Genomic DNA, 18,436 nt, shown 5'->3' on the forward strand with positions numbered 1-18,436 from the left:
TCCGGCGTGTCAGTCCGCCCAGATGACTTTCCGGCGCTGGGCGATCCACTTTTCCAGACGCGGACCGTAGACCTCGTCGACCCGGTTGCGGCGCACCTTGAAGGTCGGTGTGATCAGGCCGTTGTCGACGGTCCACGGCGTGGGCGTGACGATCAGGCAATCGAGCTGCTCATGAGGATCGAGCCGCGCATTGACCTTCTCCAGATGCTCGGCGAGTTCCTTCTCCAGCCCGGCGCGATCGCGCGCGGCGGCCTCGGGCGACAGCATCGCGATGCCCACCGGCTGCGCGAAGTTCGCGCCGGTGACCGCGCAGGCCTCGATGGCCGGGTTCGTCGCCAGACGGTCCTCGATCGGCGCCGGCGACACGTACTTGCCCTTGCTCGTCTTGAACAGGTCCTTCACCCGGCCGGTGATGCGCACGCAGCCCGAGAGCGCGCCCTTGTCGGAGATCTCCGCCTTGTCGCCGGTCTTCAGCCAGCCGTCGGCGGTCAGCGTCTCCGCGGTCAGCTCGGGCTGCTTGTAGTAGCCGAGCATCAGCGCCTGGCTCTTCATCTGCAGCTCGCCGGTGATCGGATCCAGCCGCGTCTGCACGCCGTCGTAGGCGGGACCGACGCTGCCGATCTGGTCGCGGCCCGGCACGGTGATGTGCGACAGCGCGAGGTTCTCGGTCATGCCGTAACCCTCGTTGATCGGCAGGCCCAGCGTGCGGTACCACTTCAGCAGCGCGACCGGCATCGGCGCCGCGCCGCCGGCGGCGAACTTGCATTCGTTCAGGCCCAGCGCCTTCAGGATCTTCTTGCGCACCAGGTTGCCGATGAGGGGCAGCTTGAACAGCAGGTCGAGCTTGCGCTGAGGCAGCTTGGCCTGCACGCCCTGCTGGAACTTGGTCCACAGACGCGGGACGGAGAAGAACACCGTCGGGCGGGCGCGTTGCAGGTCGGCGGCGAAGGTGTCCAGGCTTTCGGCGAAGTACACCGTCATGCCGGTGTGGAGCCAGCCGTGCTCGACCAGCGCGCGCTCGACCACGTGGGCCAGCGGCAGGTAGGACAGCATGCGATCCGACTCGCTGAGCGGGATGCGCTTGAGACCGGTGCTGATCGCCCACGCGAAGTTGCCGAACGAATGCATCACCCCCTTGGGGGCGCCCGTCGTGCCGGAGGTATAGATGATGGTGGACAGCTCGTCGGCGGCGCGGATCGGCTTGCCCTTGATCGGCTGCGTCTCGGCGCAGATCGCGTCCCAGTGGTCGTAGGTGTCCTGGACGTCGTCGGGCGAGACCGGATAGGAGATGCACGGCATGCCGAGCGGCACGCCCGGGCGCATGCCTTCCCAGCCGTCCAGCTTCCCGACGAACAGGAGCTTGGACTCGCTGTGGCTGAGGATCTGGTGGATGGTGTCCGGGGCGAGCGTCGGGTACAGCGGCACGCTCACGTAGCCGGCCATCCAGATCGCGAGGTCGCTCATCAGCCACCAGGCGCAGTTCTTGGAGAGGATGGCGACGCGGGCGCCGGGTTCCCAGCCTTGTTCGAGGCCCAGCGTCTTCAGGTGCGCGGCCATGCGGCGCGCCTGGTCGGCGACCTCTTTCCAGGTGAAGTCCTTGACGACGCCCTTGCCCATCGGCTGGCGCAGCGTGACCCGATCCGGCGTGTCGGACTCCCAGGCGTAGAGGCGTTGGAGCGCCAGGGAATCGGCAGGCAGGCGGGTCGTCGTGGACATCGTGGGGTCTCCTTTGTTGTGTTGTTTGACTCGTGACGGAATCAACACAGGAGACTACGACGCCTTACGTCGGCGAACGAGCGGGTTTCTTCGATGAATGTGATCGACTTGGCACCCTAAACCAGGGTTTCCTTTCGAAACCCCGGAGGTTCAGCCCTTCGCCGCCGCCGCTTCCAGTTCGGCGGCCACCAGCGCTTCCAGCGCCGGCAGCAGCACGTCGTCGCCGGTCTCCCTGGACACCGGCGCGTCGCCCAGCGCTGCGGCGCCTTCGCGCTTGAGCTTCGCCACCCACTGGCCGGCTTCCTTGCCTTGCGACAGGCCGGTGCTCTGCAGCAGCAGCGTGCCGTCGGCCGCGAGCAGCTTGAAGTAGAAGAGCCCGTCGGTCTCGCGGTACTGCTTGAACGTCGGCGCCGTCGACTTCACCTTCGCGGCCTGCGCGACCGGCGCGGCCAGGGCCTTGAAGCGACGCAGGCCGACGGCCTCGCGCGCCTGCGCCAGCAGGGGTCCTGCGATCGCGCGGGCCTTGGCGGCGCCCTCCATGAGGATCTCTTCGATCTTCTCCGGATTGGCCATCAGCGCCTCGTACTTCGCGCGCATCGGGCCGATCTCCGCGTTGATCAGCGCGAACAGCTGGTCCTTCGCCGCGCCCCAGCCAAGGCCGCCGTGCAGCGCCTCGCGGAAGGCCTGGCGCTGCGCGGGCGTGGCGAACGCGTCGTAGATCTGGACCAGGTGCGAGCCCTCGGTCTCCTTGGGTTCGCCCGGCAGACGCGAGTCGGTGACGATCTTCGAGATCGCCTCGCGCAAGGCCTTCTCACCGCCTTCGAACAGGGGGATCGAGTTGTCGTAGCTCTTGGACATCTTGCGACCGTCCAGGCCGGGCAGCAGCTCCATCTCCTCGTCCACGCTGGCGTCGGGCAGCGTGAAGAGTTCGGTCTTGAAGGTGTGGTTGAAGCGCTGCGCGACGTCGCGCGCCATCTCGATGTGCTGGACCTGGTCCTTGCCCACCGGCACGCGATGCGCGTTGAACATCAGGATGTCCGCGGCCATCAGGATCGGATAGCTGTACAGGCCCATCGTGATGCCGGCGTCCGGGTCCTCGCCCGCGGCGACGTTGGCGTCGACCGAGGCCTTGTAGGCATGCGCGCGGTTCATCTGCCCCTTGGACGTGACGCAGGTCAGCAGCCAGGTCAGCTCGGGGATCTCGGGGATGTCGCTCTGACGGTAGAAGACGACCCGGCTCGTGTCCAGGCCGGCGGCCAGCCAGGTGGCGGCGATCTGCAGGCGCGAGGCCTCGATCCGGGCCGGCTCGTCGCACTTGATCAGCGCGTGGTAGTCGGCCATGAAGAAGAAGCTCTCGGCGCCCGGCTCGCGGCTGGCCGCGATGGCGCGGCGCACCGCGCCGACATAGTTGCCGAGGTGCAGGGTACCGGTGGTCGTGATGCCGGTCAGGACACGCAGGGTCATGGGAACTCGTCGCCGTCGTTTCGCAAAACGGCGATTGTCCCGCAAAGGCGGGCCCCCGTCAGAGGGACGGAGGCAGGCCGCTCGATCCCAGCGTGGCCATCGCCTGGCCGAGGCGCACCGCGCCGCCGGGCTGCCAGTGCGCGTCGAACTGCATCGGCAGGTCCTTCGGGAACAGCAGCACGACGGTGGAGCCGAGCAGGAAGCGGCCCATCTCCTCGCCCTGCTTGTAGGCGAAGTGTTCGTTCTCGTAGTGCCAGGTGCGCAGCCGGCCCGGCCGCGGCGGATTGACGACGCCGTGCCAGGCGGTCGCCATCGAGCCGACGATGGTCGCCCCCACCAGCACGAGGACCCACGGGCCGTGCTCGCCCTCGAAGACGCAGACCACGCGCTCGTTGCGCGCGAACAGGCCCGGCACGCCGCGCGCGGTCGTCGGGTTCACCGAGAACAGGTCGCCAGGCACATGCACCATGCGCACGAGTCTGCCGGCGCAGGGCATGTGGATGCGGTGGTAGTCGCGCGGGCTCAGGTAGATCGTCGCGAAGTTGCCGTCGCGGAACTGCGCGCCCAGTTGCTGATCGCCGCCGACCAGCGCGGTCGTCGAGTACTGGTGGCCCTTGGCCTGGAAGATCTGGTCCGCGCGGATCGGCCCGAACTGGCTGATCGCGCCGTCGACCGGGCAGATCAGCGGCGCCTGGGCCAGCGGACGCACACCGGGCTTCAGCGCCCGCGTGAAGAAGTCGTTGAAGGTCGCATAGGCGGTCGGGTCGGACTCGGCCGCCTCGGCCATGTTCACGCCGTACTTGGCGATGAAGCGCTTGATCGTCCAGGTCGTGAAGCCGCCCAGTTCAGCGCCCGCCAAACGACCGGCCAGCCGCGTCATGGCCCCTTTGGGCATCAGGTATTGGGGCAGGACGGCGAGGCGATCGGACACGGCGGTGGGCCCCCGCAGGGGCGAAAAAAGAGTGGCGGATTCTAGGCGGGCAAGTACGAGTCCCGCACCCGGGTTGCTCCCGGGCCGCTCCCGGGCTGCTGAAGGACCTCGGTACCATCGCGTCCTCCGGGGTTCTGCCGCGTTCTCCCGCGTGCTTCCCCTGTTGCCTTACGGCGTCCGTCTTCAGTGCTCCCTCCGATGTCCTCCCCCGCGTCACCTCACGAGCAGCAAGCGCAAGCGCACGAGCACAGCTCGTTCTACAAGTTCGTCCGGCTGGACGACACTTCGGCGCTCGCGCAGCGGCTGCGGGACGTCAACGAATCGCTGGGACGCGCCATCGGCGGCAACCTGCTCCTCGCTCCCGAGGGCATCACCGGCGCGATCGGCGGTCTGCCTCAGGATCTCGATGCCTACGAGGCCGCGCTGCGCGCCGAGCCGCCCTTCGCCGATCTGCACTTCAAGCGCAGCTTCTGCACCACGCGCCCGTTCACGCTGCTGAAGGTGCATGAGAAGCCGGAGCTGGTGGCCTTCGGCCTGGACGGCGTGACGGGGCTGGCCGACTCGCGCGACACGCATGTCTCGCCGCGCGAGTGGCGCGAGCTGATCAAGCGCGACGACGTCGTCGTGCTCGACAACCGCAACCACTTCGAGTTCGAGCTCGGCCATTTCGACGGCGCGATCGATCCTGGCGTGCGGCACTTCCGCGACTTCCCGGCCTACATCGACGCCCATGCCGAGGCCTGGCAGCGCGAAGGCAAGACGGTCGCGATGTACTGCACCGGCGGCATCCGCTGCGAGAAGCTGTCCGGCTGGATGAGCGATCGCGGGCTGACCGTGCGGCAGCTCGACGGCGGCATCCTCAACTACTTCGAGCAGATGCCCGACGCCGACGCGGATTGGCGCGGCGAGTGCTTCGTCTTCGACAAGCGCATCGCGATCGACACGCATCGCCGCGAGACGACGACGACCGCCGAAGAGGTCTACGGCGACGATCCCGCCGAGGCCTGGCGCCTTGCGCGGGCGAAGCGGCTCGACCCCAAGGGCTGAGCTCAGCCGGTCAGGTCTTCGCGCAGGCGCAGACGGCGCGGATTGCGCGTGTCGATGACCGCCGTGTGCGCGGCCTTGTCGTGCAGGCCCTGGCGGTTGGCGTCCCACAGGATCTGCAGGAATCCCATGCCGCCTGTCGTCGCGCCGGCCGCGTAGCCGCCGTAGCGGCGCACGCACAGCATCGGCTTGAGCGGCTTGCCGGTCAGCTCGACGATGCGCAGGCCCATCAGCTTCTTGCCCGGCGTCTGGCCCGGCCAGATCAACGGGAAGGCCACGAAATAGGCAAAGGCCCAGACGAGGTTCAGGCCCACGACTTCCCACCAATGGCGGAGCTTCTCGAGCGGCGAGCGCTTGGCCTCGTCCTTGAGGGTGCGGACTTCTTCCTGCAGCGCCTTGATGCGGATGCGATCGGCCTTGCGCTGGAGTTCGCCGTCCTTCTCGACCTGCCGGATCACGTCCTGTTCGAACTGCCCGGCAGTCACTCCGGAAGCAGCCGACGCGGCGGCCGTCGCGGTCGTGATCGCGTGCTTCACGAGGTCTTTGACGTCCTCATCGGCGCCCGTGTCGGTGTCCTCGTCGCGGCGGTCGCCCTTGTCCACGGCGGCCGCGGCGACGGCCTCGCGGCGGGCCTGTCTGGTCGGCTCGTCGATGTGTTCCATCGTGCTCGTGTAGAGCCCGAACGCAACCAGGCAGAGCGCTGGCGCCCATCCGAGCCAGCCGGATTCCTTCTGCACCTCGCCACGCGAGGCGCGCTGCAGCTTGTACCAGCGCCACGCGACCCAGCAGCAGCCGCCCAGCAGCGGCGTATTGCCGAAGTTCGACAGCGCCGTCACCAGGGTCACGTCGACGGCCATCGCCTTCGCGCGCTGCCAGGGCGAGGCCAGCGGCAGGCCGAGCAGCGCCGGCGCGACGTTGAGGTCCTCGGGGGTGATCCAGTCGCGCGGGTCTTCGGGCGACTCCGCCGAGGCGCGCCGCTTTGCGAGCAGCCGGCGGACCGGCGAAGCCGCCGAAGCGACCGAAGAAGCAGCGGATACAGGGGATGCAGGCGATGCCGGGGAAGGCGCAGGCACGGACGCCTCCGGCACCGAGGGGACGGTTGCGGAGGTGGACGGGTCGACGGGCGGGATCATGGCTGCGCATTCTCGCGAGGACGTTCGCCCTCCGACGCCCATGACTTCCCTAGCTCTCGCCGCGTTGCTGCTCCTCGCGGTACCAGAGGGGGATGTCCCGATAGATGCGATCGTCGATGAGATAGACGGTGCTGGGCACGCCAGGAGCCCAGATCCTCATGCGCACAGAGCGCTGCTTCCATTCCGGCCAGCTGTCGACCTCTCGTTTGGCTTCCTGGATTGCCCGGAGGAATGGGTAATCGTTGCTGTCGAACGTCATGATCATGCCGCTTTCGTGGTGTGCAAGGGGGCTCCGGGTCCACTGTCGGGCCCGGCATCGGGAAGCTCGCGGATGAGTCGCTGCTCCTCGGTGATGTAGTCCATGGAAGTCGCCCGGAATCGCGGGCCCCAGCCTCGGATCGCGCGTCGCGTGACTTGCCCGTCGTCGGTCTTGCGGGGTGCTGCGCCTATGGAGAAGAACTCCATGTAACGCCGAGGCGCAACGCCCACAAAGGCTCGGAAGTTGGTGCGGACCCGAGACGGCTCCTCGGGCTCCACGCTGATGGCGTCCGCGTGGAGTTGATCCGTGCGACTCTTTTCATAGGGCTCGATGAAGAGCACGTCCGCAATGCCGCTTGCAAGGATGTGCCGGGCGCAGAGATGGCAGGGAAAGGTCGTGCAGTACAGGCGCGTTCCTTTCAGGGAACGGCCATCCTTGGCCGCCTGCGTGATGGCCGCCATTTCCGCGTGTACGGCGCGTCCGTACTCGATGACGTCGAACACTCGGGATCGACGCAGGAAGGGATCCCGCCCGAGGAGCGCGGCCCGCGCCAATGCCTGCGGTGTCTGGTCCGTCAGATGCGGTGCCAACCAACCGCGATCCTTCATCCGGGAGAGCGTATCGGTCACCAACTCAGTCTTTGCGCCGACGTTCGCGTCATGCCCGAGTTCCGCGTCCCGCACCACGATGTCATCCTCCGCCCAATACAGACCGCCACCCGACTTCGGTACCTCATTGCATCCCGTCGCGACGATGTCTCCTTCTGCAGAGGTGATGGCGGCGCCGACTTGTCGGGACAAGTCTTGCGAGCGGAGCGCAGCAGCATGTGCGAAGAACATGCCTTGCTCGTCGCGTGTGGGCGAGACGAAGGGCTCGGCAAAGACCAGCTGGACCAGTCGCTTCAAGTTCGCCCTCAGCGCTGCACGGCGGCCCGCCAACACAAAGTAGTCCGCCAGCGGAAACACGTCGCCCACCTTCTGTCCCAACGGCGTGTCTTCAGCATGGTCTCGGGCCATGAGACGGATCGCGAGTTCCTCAGGCCCGGCGCTTCCTTGCTGAAGACCAGCAAACCTCAAGGCGAGATTGCGACGTCGACTTTCCCTGGGCGCATAGGCAGAAACGAGCAGGAAGGCCTGACCGTAGACTTCTCGGAAGAGCGCGACTTCCTCGGGGCGACAGAACGACTTCACGAGATAGGCCAGGCCATGACTCGCGCGGACGTCCATGCTTCCCGTGACCTGCTCGCGAAGGACCCGGATGTGCGCCAGACCCAGTCGCGCCACAATGTCCGCATTGCCGGTGGCGCGTCGCAACTTCGTGCCCTTGGTAATGAGCGCGTCCAAGCGCTCGAACTCATTGCCAGTGCGATTCGCCAGACCCATGAAGGGGTCGATCAAGTCACCCAACGACACGACCCGCGTCTCGTATCCCGCCAGGTTCAGTTGGCTTGCCAAGGTCTCGCAGATGAGGTTCAGATCGACCCCCGTCGGTCCTACGAATCCGAAGAACAACTCCGGCAGGCCCACCTGCAGGTCCTTTGGGGTCGCCCGGTCCGCGATCGGGGAATCATCATTCGCTGCTTCTGTCCCGTGCTGCATGTGCACCTCCAAAAGCATCGACTCTAGGCATCTGTTCTGCGTCTGACACCTGCCCAAGATGGGAGTCATGCGAGCGATCCCTCCTTGGATTCGCGATGTCACAGACTCATTCAAGTCGTCCGTCCCCGACTCCATCGGTCCGGAGGATTTCCTCCGTCGCCGGAACACAAGCTCGCTGGCGCGCGGCGGGGCGACGTTGCAAGATGCAATCCCATGTCCCGTTCGAGCGCCGGGCCATCCCGCGAACCCCGATAATTCGCGCTCGTCCACCGAATTCCACCCGCGCGCCCCGCGCCAGGCCATGTCCAACCTCATCGTCCACGGCGGCTCGCCCCTGAAGGGCCGCATCGTTCCCTCGGCCAACAAGAACGCCGTCCTGCCCATCCTCTGCGCCACCCTGCTCACGCGCGAGCCGGTCCGGCTGCACGGCGTGCCCGAGATCACCGACGTCAAGAAGATCCTCGAGGTCTTCCGCAAGCTCGGCAGCAGCGTGTCCGTGGACTTCAAGAGCGGCGTGCTGGACCTGCACCACCTGGACACCCACTTCGACCCCGCCAAGGACCACCTGCCGGAAGAGATGCGCTCCTCCATCATGCTGGTCCCCGGCCTGATGGCGCGCTTCGGTGCCGCCCGCATCGAGGACGACGTCAAGGGCTGCACCCTGGGCGCGCGCGAGATCGATCCCCACGTCGAGGTCTTCCAGCGCTTCGGCGCCAACGTCGACCGCGCCGCCGACGGCCTGGTCGTCAAGGTCGAAGGCCAGCTGCGCGCCAACGACCACTGGACCGACTACGCCTCCGTCACCACGACCGAGAACTTCGTGCTCTGCGCCGCGCTCGCCCACGGCACCTCGACGCTGATGAACGCCGCCAGCGAGCCGCATGTGCAGGAGTTCTGCCAGTTCATGCAGATGCTCGGCGCCAAGCTCGAAGGCCTGGGCACCTCGCGCCTGACCATCCACGGCGTCGCGGCCCTGGGCGGCGGCGAATTCACCTTCGCCGAAGACTTCCACGAGATCGTCACCTTCCTCGCGCTCGGCGCCATCACCGGCGGCGACGTCCGGGTCAAGAACTCCCAGCCCGAGCAGTTCCCGCTGATCGACCGCACCTTCGCCAAGTTCGGCGTCCAGATCATCCACGAGGACGGCTGGTCCCGCTCCGTCGTCGACGGCAAGCTCAAGGTCAAGGAACCCTTCACCCGCAACATCCTGCAGAAGGTCGAAGCGGCGCCGTGGCCCTACCTGCCCGTCGACCTGCTGCCCATCTTCGTCGCGCTCGGCGTCAAGGCCGAAGGCAGCGTGATGTTCTGGAACAAGGTCTACGACGGCGCCATGGGCTGGACCACCGAACTGTCCAAGTTCGGCGCCCACGCCTTCCTGTCCGATCCGCACCGCATGGTCACCTTCGGCGGCAAGACGCTCAGCCCCGCCGAGGTCGAGAGCCCCTACATCATCCGCGTCGCCATCGCGCTGCTCATGGTTGCGGCCAGCATCCCCGGCAAGTCCGTGATCCGCAACGCGACGCCGGTCCGCCGCGCCCATCCGCAGTTCGCCGAGAACATCACCCGCCTCGGCGCCAAGGTGGAATGGGTCGAGGGCGACTGACCTCCGACCGTCATCCGACGTCCGCCCGCCGCCGCCTCCGCGCCGCCGCGGGCCGTCTGGCCTTGTCCGTCCCGAGGCTCACGGCAGGGATCGCCATCGCGCTCGGCGCCCTCGGCGCAATCGGGGCCGTCACGCCTGTCGCGGCGCAACCATCGCCCCCGCCCTCTCCGCCGCTCGTGCGCTGGATGGTGCAGGACATGCCTCCCCATTTCGTCTATCGGGACGGCAAGGCGCCGCAGCGCGTGGAGGACCTCGGCCAGGGCGAGATCGACGGCTTCCTGCGCCTGCTCATCGAGCGCATGCCGCAGTTCCGGCACGAGTTCGTCGAACTCAGCCTGCCCCGCTTCGAAGCCCAGGTGCGACAGGGCGAAACGCTGTGCTCCGTGCTGCACGTGCGCACGCCCGAGCGGCTGCAGTGGCTCTACTTCACCTCGCTGCACCCCGCGATGATGTCGAGGCAGATCCACGTGATCGTGCGGCGCGACGATCTCGCGCGCTTCGAGGCCAACGGCCAGCCCCTGCAGCTCGCCGACCTGCTGCGGCGCAACGACCTCACCGGCCTGCTGCCGCGCGACCGCAGCTACGGGCCGCGCATCGACAAGCTGCTCGCCGCCAATCCGGAGCGCGCGCCGCGTTCCATCGTCGCCGGCCGCGGCGCCCAGCTGCTGCCGATGCTCCGCGCCAAGCGCATGGACTACACGCTCGAGTACCCGGTCACCGTGGACGAGTACAACGCCGCGCATCCCGGCGCGCCCGAGCTCGCGAAGCTCCCGCTGGCCGAAGGTCGCAGCACGCTGATGGCCACCGCCGGCTGCAGCCGCACGCCGGAAGGCCGTCGTGCGATCGAGGCGATGGACCATGCCGTGCGGCAGCTCGCCGCCGATCCGCAGCGCGAGGCGTGGATCAAGGGCTGGCGCAACGGCGCGCCGATCGATGCCGACGACCTGCAAAGGCTGAACCGTTTCCTCGATGAACGCGCGCGGGGTCCGGCGCAGATCGAGTGAACGGCGCATTGCGCTGACTCCGACCCGACATGGCCCGTCCGCCGAAACTCGCCCTGCCGCTGCGCGACGGTGTCGCCGCCAGCGCGCTTGCCTGCCCGCCGGGCGCATGGACGCTGGTGCTGGACTTCCTCGCGGAGCGGCTGCCGCTGGTCGCGCGCGAAGACTGGGCGTCTCGCATGGCGCGCGGCGACGTGCTCGACGACACCGGCGCGACGCTGTCTCCCGATGCGCCCTATCGCGCTCAGCGTCGGCTCTACTACTGGCGCTGGCTGGACGATGAACCGCAAGTCCCCTTCGAGGCCCGCATCCTGCACCTCGACGATCACCTGCTGGTCGCCGACAAGCCGCACTTCCTGCCGGTCACGCCCAAGGGTCGCTACGTGCAGCAGACGCTGCTCACGCGGCTGCGCCGGGAGACCGGTCTGGCCGAGCTGAGTCCGGTGCACCGGCTCGACCGCGAGACGGCGGGGTTGACCTTGTTCTCGGTGCAACCCGCCACGCGGGATGCGTACCAACGGCTCTTCCGCGATCGCGATGTCGAGAAGGTCTACGAGGCCATCGCGCCGTGGCGCGACGACGTCGGCGCTCGACTGCCGCTGGACTATGAGAGCCGGTTGGAAGAGCACCCCGTGGACTTCATGCAGATGCGCACCGTCGACGACGGGACGGCCGTGCCGAATGCGCGCACGCGCATCGCGCTGATCGAGCGTCTGGGCGCTGATCGCGCCCGCTACGAGCTGCGTCCGCACAGCGGCGTGAAGCATCAGCTGCGGGCGCAGCTGTGCGCGCTGGGTCTGCCCATCGAGGGTGACCGCATCTATCCGGTGCTGCATCCTGTGGAGAACACCGTGGACTTCACGTGCCCGCTGCAGCTGCTCGCGCGCGAGATTGCCTTCACCGATCCGGTGACCGGCCAGCCGCGGAGGCTCGTGACCTCGCTCCGGCTGGCCGCCGCGGCCACGCGCTTGTAGCGCGCGCCACGACTGAGACTGGGCCCGGAACAGGGTGGGAGGTTCGCGGACGCGAGGCCTCCTATCCTGTGCAGGGCCGCGCCTGGCGATGGCATGAAGAGCGCCCTCACTCAGACGCTCGCCCGCGCGCTCAGGCGCTCAGGCGCTCAGGCGCTCAGGCGCTCAGCGCATCCAGCTTCCGCAAGGCCGCGAGCGTCGCCCGGCAGGCGCTGGCCAGCTCGGTGCCCTTGGTCACCAGGTGCTCATGGAAGAACCCGTGATGCGTCGCGTGCTCGTGGAATGCCAGCGGTGTGAGCACCGCCGAGAACACCGGCACGCCGGTATCGAGCTGCACCCGCATGAGGCCGTCGATCACCGCGTGCGCCACGAAGTCGTGGCGGTAGATCCCACCGTCGACGACGAGCGCGCAGGCGAGCACCGCATCGAACTGCCCGCTGCGCGCGAGCTTCATCGCATGGAGCGGGATCTCGAACGCACCGGGGACCTCGAAGGTGTCGATACGGACGGGCCCGCCGGCTTCGAGTTCCCGGATGGCGGCCTCGCGACATCGGCCGACCAGGTCGGCATGCCAGCTCGCGGACACGATGGCCACGCGGGGAGCGGCGGAGGAGGGAGAGTGGAGGTTGGTCTGATTCATGTGAACCCTTCGGTTGGAACGATGAATCAGGGCGCACGCACAACGCGGCCGCCCGGCGGCGCAGGCGCGAACGCTTGCGCCGGCCCGCGAGGCCGACGATGGACGCGATCTCTTTCATCCGGACTGTGACCGTCGGCCCTGGCCTCTCACCAGGTCTGCTGACCCCGGCGCCACAAGGGCGGTGCCGGGCGCTCGCGGGCTCCCGCGGTCGTCGGTCTGTCGACCGCGCCGCGGATACCGCCGGTGGGGACTTTCACCCCGCCCTGAGAACGCTGCCTCGCGCACCTTCGGAATGAAGGTGAACGGGGCGGGCGGATTCTAGGTTTCAGAACCCGACCTGGAGGGCGGCGCTCAGCATGTCCCCACGGCTCCGGTAGGTGTTCCCCCAGAGGTAGGCCGCCGTCAGTTCCGCGTGCCCGCCGAGGTCGAACCGGACGACGGGTCCGGCGCGCCACGACTTCGGCTCCGCGAAGCCCTGGACGCCGAGGCGCCATCCCGGCTGCCATCGATGCAGGGCCTGCCACTGGAGCTTCGTCAGGTTCTGGCGACGCGCCCCGTCGGAATGGGTGAAGAAGACATTCAGGTTGAGCTGCGTCATCCCCCATTCGGTCTGGAAGATCGGCCCGACCTCCATCGCGTTGCCCTGCCCGCGGTTGCGGATGACCTGCAGATGCAGACCCAGGTCGTAGGGCGTGTCGCCCTGCGTGAACAGGATCTGGTTGACCCAGTTGATCGAACTCAAGGTCTGCTCGTGCAGCGTCGGACCGATCCAGCTCAGCAGCAGTTCGGTGCTCCATCGCGAGTTCACACCGTAGCGCAGGCCGATCTCGGGCCACAGCGTCGGCGCCTCGTCCGGCGGATCCACATGCCAGTAGCGCAGGTCGAGCGTCGTCTGGCCGGACTCGCTGTACGGACGCACGAGGTAGTAACCCGGATCCGCGCAGACCGCGCCGGCCGCGGACAGGAGCCACGCGGCCACCGCTGTTCGTCTCATCGCCTTCCCTTGCCTCCCCTTGTTTGGTGGGGGGCCATTCTGAGACCCGTCCCTCCTTGGAGTTTCCCCGGGGAAACCAGCGAACACGGCTCGGCACAATGGCCCGACGATGACTTGACGGTGTATAGCGCGACTTCCGTCGCAAGCTCGGCATCCACGCATGATCCAGAAAGCCATCCGCCTTTCGGTGGGCGCCCGCCCCCTGCTGGCGCTGTTCGTGCTCGGACTGCTGCTGGTCGCGTTGTCCAGCGGCTGGCAGCTGCGCGAGACCACGCAGCGCCGCGCCGCCGAGGCCGACGCCGAGTTGAGCGCCATCCCGCTCCTCTACGCGGGACCGCTGGCCTACAGCTTCCAGCAGCGACTGGAGCGGCCCGAAGCGTTGAACGGCCTGCTGCATCACATCCTCACCCGCCACAACCTGCGCCGCGTCGAGCTGCGCACGCACAACGGCGAGCAGTTCCGCGCGCTGTCCGATGACGACGGGGAAGCCGGCCACAGCGCCGAGTTCTCGCTCGCCGGCAGCGGCGAACTGCGATTGCAGGCCTCGGCCTCGACCGTCGGCGACACGCTGCGACGCGATCCGCTGCTGCGCTCCGCCCTGATTCATCTGTGCCTGGCGACGGCGCTCGGCCTGATCGCTGCGCTCATGCTGGACCGCTGGCTGCTGCGCCAGTTGAGCCATCTGTCCGAGCAGGCCAGCCGCTTCGATCCCACGTTACCGCCGCAGTCGCTGACCTGGCTCGAACCCGGCGAACCGCGCCCGCGAGAACTGCTGCAGCTGGAGCAGGCGCTGGACCATGTCCGGACTTCGCTCGGCGACGAACTGCATCGCGAGCAGTCGAGGGGGCGCGAGTTGCGGGAAGAGATCGCCCGCCAGCATCGCGCGCTGCAGCAGGCGGAGCGTTCCCTGGAGGCGAAACGGCGCGAGCTCGCGTCGATGGAACGCCACGACGCGTTGACTGGCATCGCGAATCGGCGTGAGTTCGATGCCGCGCTGCGGCGGGAGTTCAAACGCGCCCAGCGCGATCAGGGACGGCTGGCGCTGGCGATCCTCGACGTCGACCACCTCAAGCCGTTCAACGAGCACCACGGCCGCGGCGCCGGCGATGAAGTGCTGCGGCGACTCGCTCGGCTGCTCGCCGAGCATTTCCAGCGCGACACCGACCTCGTCGCCCGTCTGGGCGGCGAAGAGTTCGCGGTGCTGCTGCCCGGGCTCGACATCGACTCGGCGCAAGGTCTGCTCGAAACGCTGCGCGAGAGCTGGCGCGCGCTCGCCGTGCCGCATGGAGCCCTGCCGGGCGGCACCTCGGACGACGGCATCGTGACGATCAGCGCGGGCCTGGCGGCTTCGCAGCCGGGTCACCCCTATCTGAGCCCGCAAGCGCTGCTGCAGGCGGCGGACGAGGCGCTCTACCTCGCCAAGCACATGGGACGCGACCGGCTCTGCCTCGCATCGTGAGGGGACGTGAGGTCGGGACTCAGCGGCCGCGGGATTCGGCCTGCTGGAGCTGCTCTTCGACGCGGCGCGCGGCGCGCAGCATCAGCGTCTCGTCGAGCTGCGCCTGGGGCGCGATCTCCATCACTGTCTCGTCCAGCGCTTCCGGCTTGTTCATCAGCGTCCACGCGACCAGCGAGATTGCACCGACGCCGCGGCGCTGCATCGCCTCGGGCATCACCAGGTCATGCTGCAGCTGCACGTGATAGCGCACGCTGGCGACCGCGGCGGGCGCCAGCCCCCAGCTCTCGCACAGCGCCGCGCCCAGCGCGTCGTGGCTGACGCCGAAAGCGGTGTGCTCCAGCTGGACCAGTTCCTTGTCGCTGCTGGTGGCGCGCAGCATCGCCGGGTAGTGTCCCGGTGCATGGCGGTAGAGCACCGCCTTGCCGCATTCCTCGAACAGGCCCGCCGAATGCGCCGCCCACGGGTCGACGCCCAGCATCTGGCCCATGCGGCCCATCAGCAGGCCGCGCTTGGCGGCGCGGGTCCAGACCGGTTCCAGTTCGACAGCCGGCGGGAAGGCGGCGCGCAGGCCCATCTCGAAGGTGATCGCGGCGACCTCGCGCATGCCGAGGTAGGTCAGCGCCTGGTGCACCGTCTGCACCCGGCCGCGCAGGCCGTACAGCGAGGAGTTCACCGCCTTGAGCACCGCGGCGGCGAGCGCCATGTCGGTCTCCACCAGGCCCGAGACGGCCTGCAGGTCGATGTCCTCGTCGGCCATCAGCAGCGAGAGCTTGACCAGCACGTCCGGCTGGGTGGGGATCTCGATATCCAGCGCGCGGAGTTGAGGATCGACAGGCATGGTGGTCAGCGGTTGTTTGGACAGATGGTAGCCCGGGCGATGGGCCGTCGACATCCCGCCTTTGGCGGAAAGCGAGGGGTGTGTTGTTCTGAGGGCGTCTGGCGTGCCCGCGGGGCGGCACGCGACGCCTGGGAGGTCAACCCGGCAGGTCAGCGCAGGAAGGCGTCGTAGCCGGTCTTGAGGATGAGCAGCGACACCACGACGACGAACATGCCGCGCACGAAGCCCGCGCCCTTGGCCAGGGCCAGGCGCGTGCCGACCAGGCTGCCGACGACGTTGGCGACGGCCATGACCGCCGCGACGTGCCACCAGACGTGGCCCTTGCAGGCGAACAGCACCAGCGCGGCGAAGTTGGTCGCCGTGTTCATCAGCTTGGCGGTCGCGGACGCATGCAGGAAGTCGAAGCCCAGCAGCCGCACGAACAGGAAGACGAAGAAGCTGCCCGTGCCCGGCCCGAAGAAGCCGTCATAGAAACCGATGGTCAGGCCGATGATGCTGGCGATCAGCGTCTGCGTCGCCGCCTCGTGGCGCGGCGCGTGGTGGCGGCCAAGGTCCTTCTTCGCCAGCGTGTACAGCAGCACGCCCAGCAGGATGACCGGCAGCGCCTTGCGCAGGCCGCTCGGGTCCACCTGTGTGACGGCCCAGGCGCCGGCGAAGCTGCCGACCAGCGCCGCGGCGGCCGCCGGCATGAGCGCCAGCCACGGCAGCGTCACGCGCTTGGCATATTGGTGGGTGGCCCAGGCCGTCCCCCAGATGGAGGCGCCCTTGTTGGTGCCGAAGAGGGTGGCCGGCGCGGCACCCGGATAGAGGCTGAACAGCGCGGGCACCAGGATCAGCCCGCCGCCGCCCACGACGGCATCGACAAATCCGGCCATCAGCGACGCCACGGCCGCGGTCAACAACTCGATCATCTGCAACGACTCGCAAGAGCGGCCCCGGGGCCGCGAAGACGGGCCGAGAACGATCGCTGGACGCGCGCAAAACCTGGCCACCAAAACAAAACGGGCACCTGATTCAGGTGCCCGCGAATTGTGACAGTGTCACTGTTATTCGTTGGTGTTGGTTTGATCTGTTTGTCTCCTCAGCCCCCGTAGGCAACCCCCATTGGTGCCGGCTTGTCGCCGGCGCGGGACGGGTGTCGCGTCGAGTGGGGTGGATGCTAGGACCGCACCCCCATGCACGCACTTGGGGTTTTCACCCGGCGCATGCACCAAGATGGAACGGTTGGCCGGCGCTCACTTGCGTGAAATGGCCCCATCGAAAACGATTTGCGCACATCGCACGGTGCACTGTTCTTGCCATTTGGGCGTGGTTCGCCCGGTGTGGTGTGAAGGTGTCATTCCCCTGAAACACGGGGGAGGTTGGCCCCCCGCAGCGGACACGCGGCGCGGGCGCCTCATGTCACGGCGTCGACGCGCAAATTCTTCTGTGCGAGCCGGGAACTTTCCGGACCGCTCGCGCAATACGTTCAACATGCCCACCACGCAACGCACGCCGAACGCCCGATGAGCTTCTGGACCCGCCTGGCCGGCCGCGCCCGCCCCGATCCTGCCGACCCCGGCGCCCCCGCCGGCGCCAGGAGCGAGCGCGACGCGTCGCCCACCCACGCCGCCGCCAGCGAAGCGCTGGTCCGCCGGCTGCGCCAGGGCGACGCCGGCGCGCTGGAGCCGCTGTATCGCAGCGAGTCGCCCGGCGTCTACCGCTATGCGCTGGCGCTGTGCGGCCAGTCCGACCTCGCGGCGGACGCGATGCAGGAGGCCTTCGTGCAATTCGCCGGTCGCCCCGAGGGCTGGGATCCCGGCAGAGGCCCGCTGGGCGCCTACCTCGCCGGCGTGGCGCGGCATCACCTGCTGGCGCGCTGGCGGGACCTGCCGGTCGCCCATGACGAAGACGCCGACGAGCGTCATCAGGATCCCGCCGATGCGCCGGAGCAGCAGTTGGTCCGCGCGCAGGACCAGGCCCGCGTCTGGGCCGCGCTGCAGACGCTGCCCTGGACCTTCCGCGAAGCCATCGTGCTGGTCGATCTGCAGGAGCGGGCCTACGCCGAGGCCGCCCGCATCGCCGGCGTCGAGCTCAACACGCTGCGCACCCGCCTCCACCGGGGCCGGGCGCGCCTGCTGGCCGCGCTGCAGGACGAGTCCCGGCCCCTGTCGTCCGCTCCGGCGGACGCGAACGAACGCTCATCGAAGTCCGCATGATGAAGACCACCGACACCTCCCCGCCCCGCTCCGCGCGCCTGGCCGACTGGCTGTGGGCCGTGGCCCAGGAGCTGCGCCAGCGCACGCCGCCGGTCGAGCGCGACGACGCGGTGCTGCTCGCCATGCGCCAGCAGTTCGCCGTCCGCCAGAAGGCGGCCAAGGCCGGCCGCTGGAGATGGGCGCTCGCCGGCCCGGCCCTGTGCGCCTCCGTGCTGGTCGCCTGCGTCTGGCTGCTCGGTTCCGCGCCGCCGGGCGAATCGGGCGCCACGGTCATGGGCAATCCCGGCAGCGGCTTCATCGTGCTGGTGTCCGCCGACCGCTGGGCCGCCTTCGAAAAGGCCGGGACCGGCAACGCCTGGCTGGTTCCTGCGGAAGTCCCGCGTGAGCGACTGGCCTTGCTGGGACTGCCCTACGACCCCGCCGATGCCGCCGCGCCGGTGCGCGCCGAGTTGCTGGTGCACGTCTCGGGCGATGTGCTCGCGATGCGGGTCATGCCCTGATCGATCCGATACCGCCGAGTTCCCGATTCCCTGCGATTCCCTCTCCGCTCCCCCTGAACGACGCCCTGCTTCCCTCCCTGGAGACCG

At 68.5% G+C, this 18,436-nt stretch carries 17 protein-coding genes and 1 riboswitch; of the genes, 7 read left to right on the forward strand and 10 right to left on the reverse strand.

The window, feature by feature from the left end:
• Positions 1-9: 9 nt before the first annotated feature.
• From ACQZ13_RS28710 to asd, 3 genes are all read right to left on the reverse strand, one after another.
• Positions 10-1,716: an AMP-binding protein gene (locus tag ACQZ13_RS28710; RefSeq protein WP_431049215.1), complete on the reverse strand. Its 1,707-nt coding sequence runs from the start codon at positions 1,714-1,716 to the stop codon at positions 10-12.
• Positions 1,717-1,866: 150 nt separating this feature from the next.
• Positions 1,867-3,180: a tryptophan--tRNA ligase gene (locus tag ACQZ13_RS28715; RefSeq protein ID WP_431049216.1), complete on the reverse strand. Its 1,314-nt coding sequence runs from the start codon at positions 3,178-3,180 to the stop codon at positions 1,867-1,869.
• A 58-nt stretch (positions 3,181-3,238) separates the two neighbouring features.
• Positions 3,239-4,111, reverse strand: coding sequence for an archaetidylserine decarboxylase (gene asd, locus ACQZ13_RS28720; RefSeq protein WP_431049217.1), 873 nt, complete (start codon positions 4,109-4,111; stop codon positions 3,239-3,241).
• Positions 4,112-4,309: 198 nt separating this feature from the next.
• Here asd and ACQZ13_RS28725 point away from each other — a divergent pair, with 198 nt between their 5' ends.
• The gene (locus ACQZ13_RS28725; protein ID WP_431049218.1) at positions 4,310-5,158 is read left to right on the forward strand and encodes a rhodanese-related sulfurtransferase; all 849 of its coding nucleotides are present in this window, start codon (positions 4,310-4,312) and stop codon (positions 5,156-5,158) included.
• 2 nt (positions 5,159-5,160) lie between these two features.
• Here ACQZ13_RS28725 and ACQZ13_RS28730 read toward each other — a convergent pair whose 3' ends face one another.
• From ACQZ13_RS28730 to ACQZ13_RS28740, 3 genes are all read right to left on the reverse strand, one after another.
• Complete coding sequence (locus tag ACQZ13_RS28730; RefSeq protein WP_431049219.1) at positions 5,161-6,228, reverse strand: RDD family protein; 1,068 nt, start codon at positions 6,226-6,228, stop codon at positions 5,161-5,163.
• Between the two features lie 109 nt (positions 6,229-6,337).
• A complete protein-coding gene (locus ACQZ13_RS28735; RefSeq protein ID WP_431049220.1) occupies positions 6,338-6,553 on the reverse strand; it encodes a hypothetical protein in 216 nt (71 codons plus the stop codon).
• Entirely contained in the window at positions 6,550-8,145 is a 1,596-nt protein-coding gene (locus ACQZ13_RS28740; protein ID WP_431049221.1) for an anti-phage dCTP deaminase, read from the reverse strand. The genes ACQZ13_RS28735 and ACQZ13_RS28740 overlap by 4 nt, the downstream gene beginning before the upstream one ends.
• 301 nt (positions 8,146-8,446) lie before the next feature.
• On the opposite strand from ACQZ13_RS28740, the gene ACQZ13_RS28745 reads away from it, so the two are divergent.
• Genes ACQZ13_RS28745 through ACQZ13_RS28755 form a run of 3 tightly spaced genes read left to right on the forward strand, consistent with a single transcriptional unit; the run spans position 8,447 to position 11,723 of the window.
• Positions 8,447-9,748 carry a UDP-N-acetylglucosamine 1-carboxyvinyltransferase gene (locus ACQZ13_RS28745; protein WP_088409044.1) on the forward strand — a complete coding sequence of 434 codons (1,302 nt, stop codon included), beginning with the start codon at positions 8,447-8,449 and terminating at the stop codon, positions 9,746-9,748.
• On the forward strand, positions 9,730-10,752 hold the full coding sequence (locus tag ACQZ13_RS28750; protein ID WP_431049222.1) for a TIGR02285 family protein: 1,023 nt from the start codon (positions 9,730-9,732) through the stop codon (positions 10,750-10,752). Before ACQZ13_RS28745 ends, ACQZ13_RS28750 begins: the two co-directional genes overlap by 19 nt.
• 29 nt (positions 10,753-10,781) lie before the next feature.
• Entirely contained in the window at positions 10,782-11,723 is a 942-nt protein-coding gene (locus tag ACQZ13_RS28755; protein WP_431049223.1) for a pseudouridine synthase, read from the forward strand.
• A gap of 154 nt (positions 11,724-11,877) precedes the next feature.
• Here ACQZ13_RS28755 and ACQZ13_RS28760 read toward each other — a convergent pair whose 3' ends face one another.
• Positions 11,878-12,360, reverse strand: a complete 483-nt coding sequence (locus tag ACQZ13_RS28760; protein ID WP_431049224.1) for a 6,7-dimethyl-8-ribityllumazine synthase — start codon at positions 12,358-12,360, stop codon at positions 11,878-11,880.
• 102 nt (positions 12,361-12,462) lie between these two features.
• A riboswitch (FMN riboswitch) is annotated at positions 12,463-12,635 on the reverse strand.
• A gap of 50 nt (positions 12,636-12,685) precedes the next feature.
• Positions 12,686-13,339, reverse strand: a complete 654-nt coding sequence (locus ACQZ13_RS28765; RefSeq protein WP_431049225.1) for a hypothetical protein — start codon at positions 13,337-13,339, stop codon at positions 12,686-12,688.
• Between the two features lie 175 nt (positions 13,340-13,514).
• On the opposite strand from ACQZ13_RS28765, the gene ACQZ13_RS28770 reads away from it, so the two are divergent.
• On the forward strand, positions 13,515-14,813 hold the full coding sequence (locus tag ACQZ13_RS28770; protein WP_431049226.1) for a diguanylate cyclase domain-containing protein: 1,299 nt from the start codon (positions 13,515-13,517) through the stop codon (positions 14,811-14,813).
• Between the two features lie 19 nt (positions 14,814-14,832).
• On the opposite strand, the gene ACQZ13_RS28775 is transcribed toward ACQZ13_RS28770, so the two are convergent.
• The gene (locus tag ACQZ13_RS28775) at positions 14,833-15,651 is read right to left on the reverse strand and encodes an HDOD domain-containing protein (RefSeq protein WP_088409063.1); all 819 of its coding nucleotides are present in this window, start codon (positions 15,649-15,651) and stop codon (positions 14,833-14,835) included.
• A gap of 149 nt (positions 15,652-15,800) precedes the next feature.
• Positions 15,801-16,562, reverse strand: a complete 762-nt coding sequence (locus ACQZ13_RS28780) for a TSUP family transporter (RefSeq protein ID WP_431049227.1) — start codon at positions 16,560-16,562, stop codon at positions 15,801-15,803.
• A gap of 594 nt (positions 16,563-17,156) precedes the next feature.
• Between ACQZ13_RS28780 and ACQZ13_RS28785 the strand changes: the two genes are divergently transcribed.
• Positions 17,157-17,849 carry an RNA polymerase sigma factor gene (locus tag ACQZ13_RS28785; protein ID WP_431049228.1) on the forward strand — a complete coding sequence of 231 codons (693 nt, stop codon included), beginning with the start codon at positions 17,157-17,159 and terminating at the stop codon, positions 17,847-17,849.
• On the forward strand, positions 17,846-18,349 hold the full coding sequence (locus ACQZ13_RS28790) for a hypothetical protein (RefSeq protein ID WP_431049229.1): 504 nt from the start codon (positions 17,846-17,848) through the stop codon (positions 18,347-18,349). The genes ACQZ13_RS28785 and ACQZ13_RS28790 overlap by 4 nt, the downstream gene beginning before the upstream one ends.
• The last annotated feature ends 87 nt before the right edge of the window (positions 18,350-18,436 follow it).

Origin of the sequence: Roseateles sp. L2-2, assembly GCF_050613215.1 — a bacterium.
Classification (GTDB): Bacteria; Pseudomonadota; Gammaproteobacteria; order Burkholderiales; family Burkholderiaceae_C; genus Roseateles; species Roseateles noduli.

What these genes read in the sequence shown, in the direction of transcription:
- ACQZ13_RS28725 (WP_431049218.1), top strand. Translation starts at nt 4,310, where the DNA reads ATGTCCTCCCCCGCGTCACCTCACGAGCAGCAAGCGCAAGCGCACGAG.
- ACQZ13_RS28790 (WP_431049229.1), top strand. Translation starts at nt 17,846, where the DNA reads ATGATGAAGACCACCGACACCTCCCCGCCCCGCTCCGCGCGCCTGGCC.
- ACQZ13_RS28755 (WP_431049223.1), top strand. Translation starts at nt 10,782, where the DNA reads ATGGCCCGTCCGCCGAAACTCGCCCTGCCGCTGCGCGACGGTGTCGCC.
- ACQZ13_RS28770 (WP_431049226.1), top strand. Translation starts at nt 13,515, where the DNA reads ATGATCCAGAAAGCCATCCGCCTTTCGGTGGGCGCCCGCCCCCTGCTG.
- ACQZ13_RS28735 (WP_431049220.1), bottom strand. Translation starts at nt 6,553, where the DNA reads ATGATCATGACGTTCGACAGCAACGATTACCCATTCCTCCGGGCAATC.
- ACQZ13_RS28780 (WP_431049227.1), bottom strand. Translation starts at nt 16,562, where the DNA reads ATGATCGAGTTGTTGACCGCGGCCGTGGCGTCGCTGATGGCCGGATTT.
- ACQZ13_RS28740 (WP_431049221.1), bottom strand. Translation starts at nt 8,145, where the DNA reads ATGCAGCACGGGACAGAAGCAGCGAATGATGATTCCCCGATCGCGGAC.
- ACQZ13_RS28710 (WP_431049215.1), bottom strand. Translation starts at nt 1,716, where the DNA reads ATGTCCACGACGACCCGCCTGCCTGCCGATTCCCTGGCGCTCCAACGC.
- ACQZ13_RS28750 (WP_431049222.1), top strand. Translation starts at nt 9,730, where the DNA reads ATGGGTCGAGGGCGACTGACCTCCGACCGTCATCCGACGTCCGCCCGC.
- ACQZ13_RS28775 (WP_088409063.1), bottom strand. Translation starts at nt 15,651, where the DNA reads ATGCCTGTCGATCCTCAACTCCGCGCGCTGGATATCGAGATCCCCACC.
- ACQZ13_RS28785 (WP_431049228.1), top strand. Translation starts at nt 17,157, where the DNA reads ATGAGCTTCTGGACCCGCCTGGCCGGCCGCGCCCGCCCCGATCCTGCC.
- ACQZ13_RS28715 (WP_431049216.1), bottom strand. Translation starts at nt 3,180, where the DNA reads ATGACCCTGCGTGTCCTGACCGGCATCACGACCACCGGTACCCTGCAC.
- ACQZ13_RS28760 (WP_431049224.1), bottom strand. Translation starts at nt 12,360, where the DNA reads ATGAATCAGACCAACCTCCACTCTCCCTCCTCCGCCGCTCCCCGCGTG.
- ACQZ13_RS28745 (WP_088409044.1), top strand. Translation starts at nt 8,447, where the DNA reads ATGTCCAACCTCATCGTCCACGGCGGCTCGCCCCTGAAGGGCCGCATC.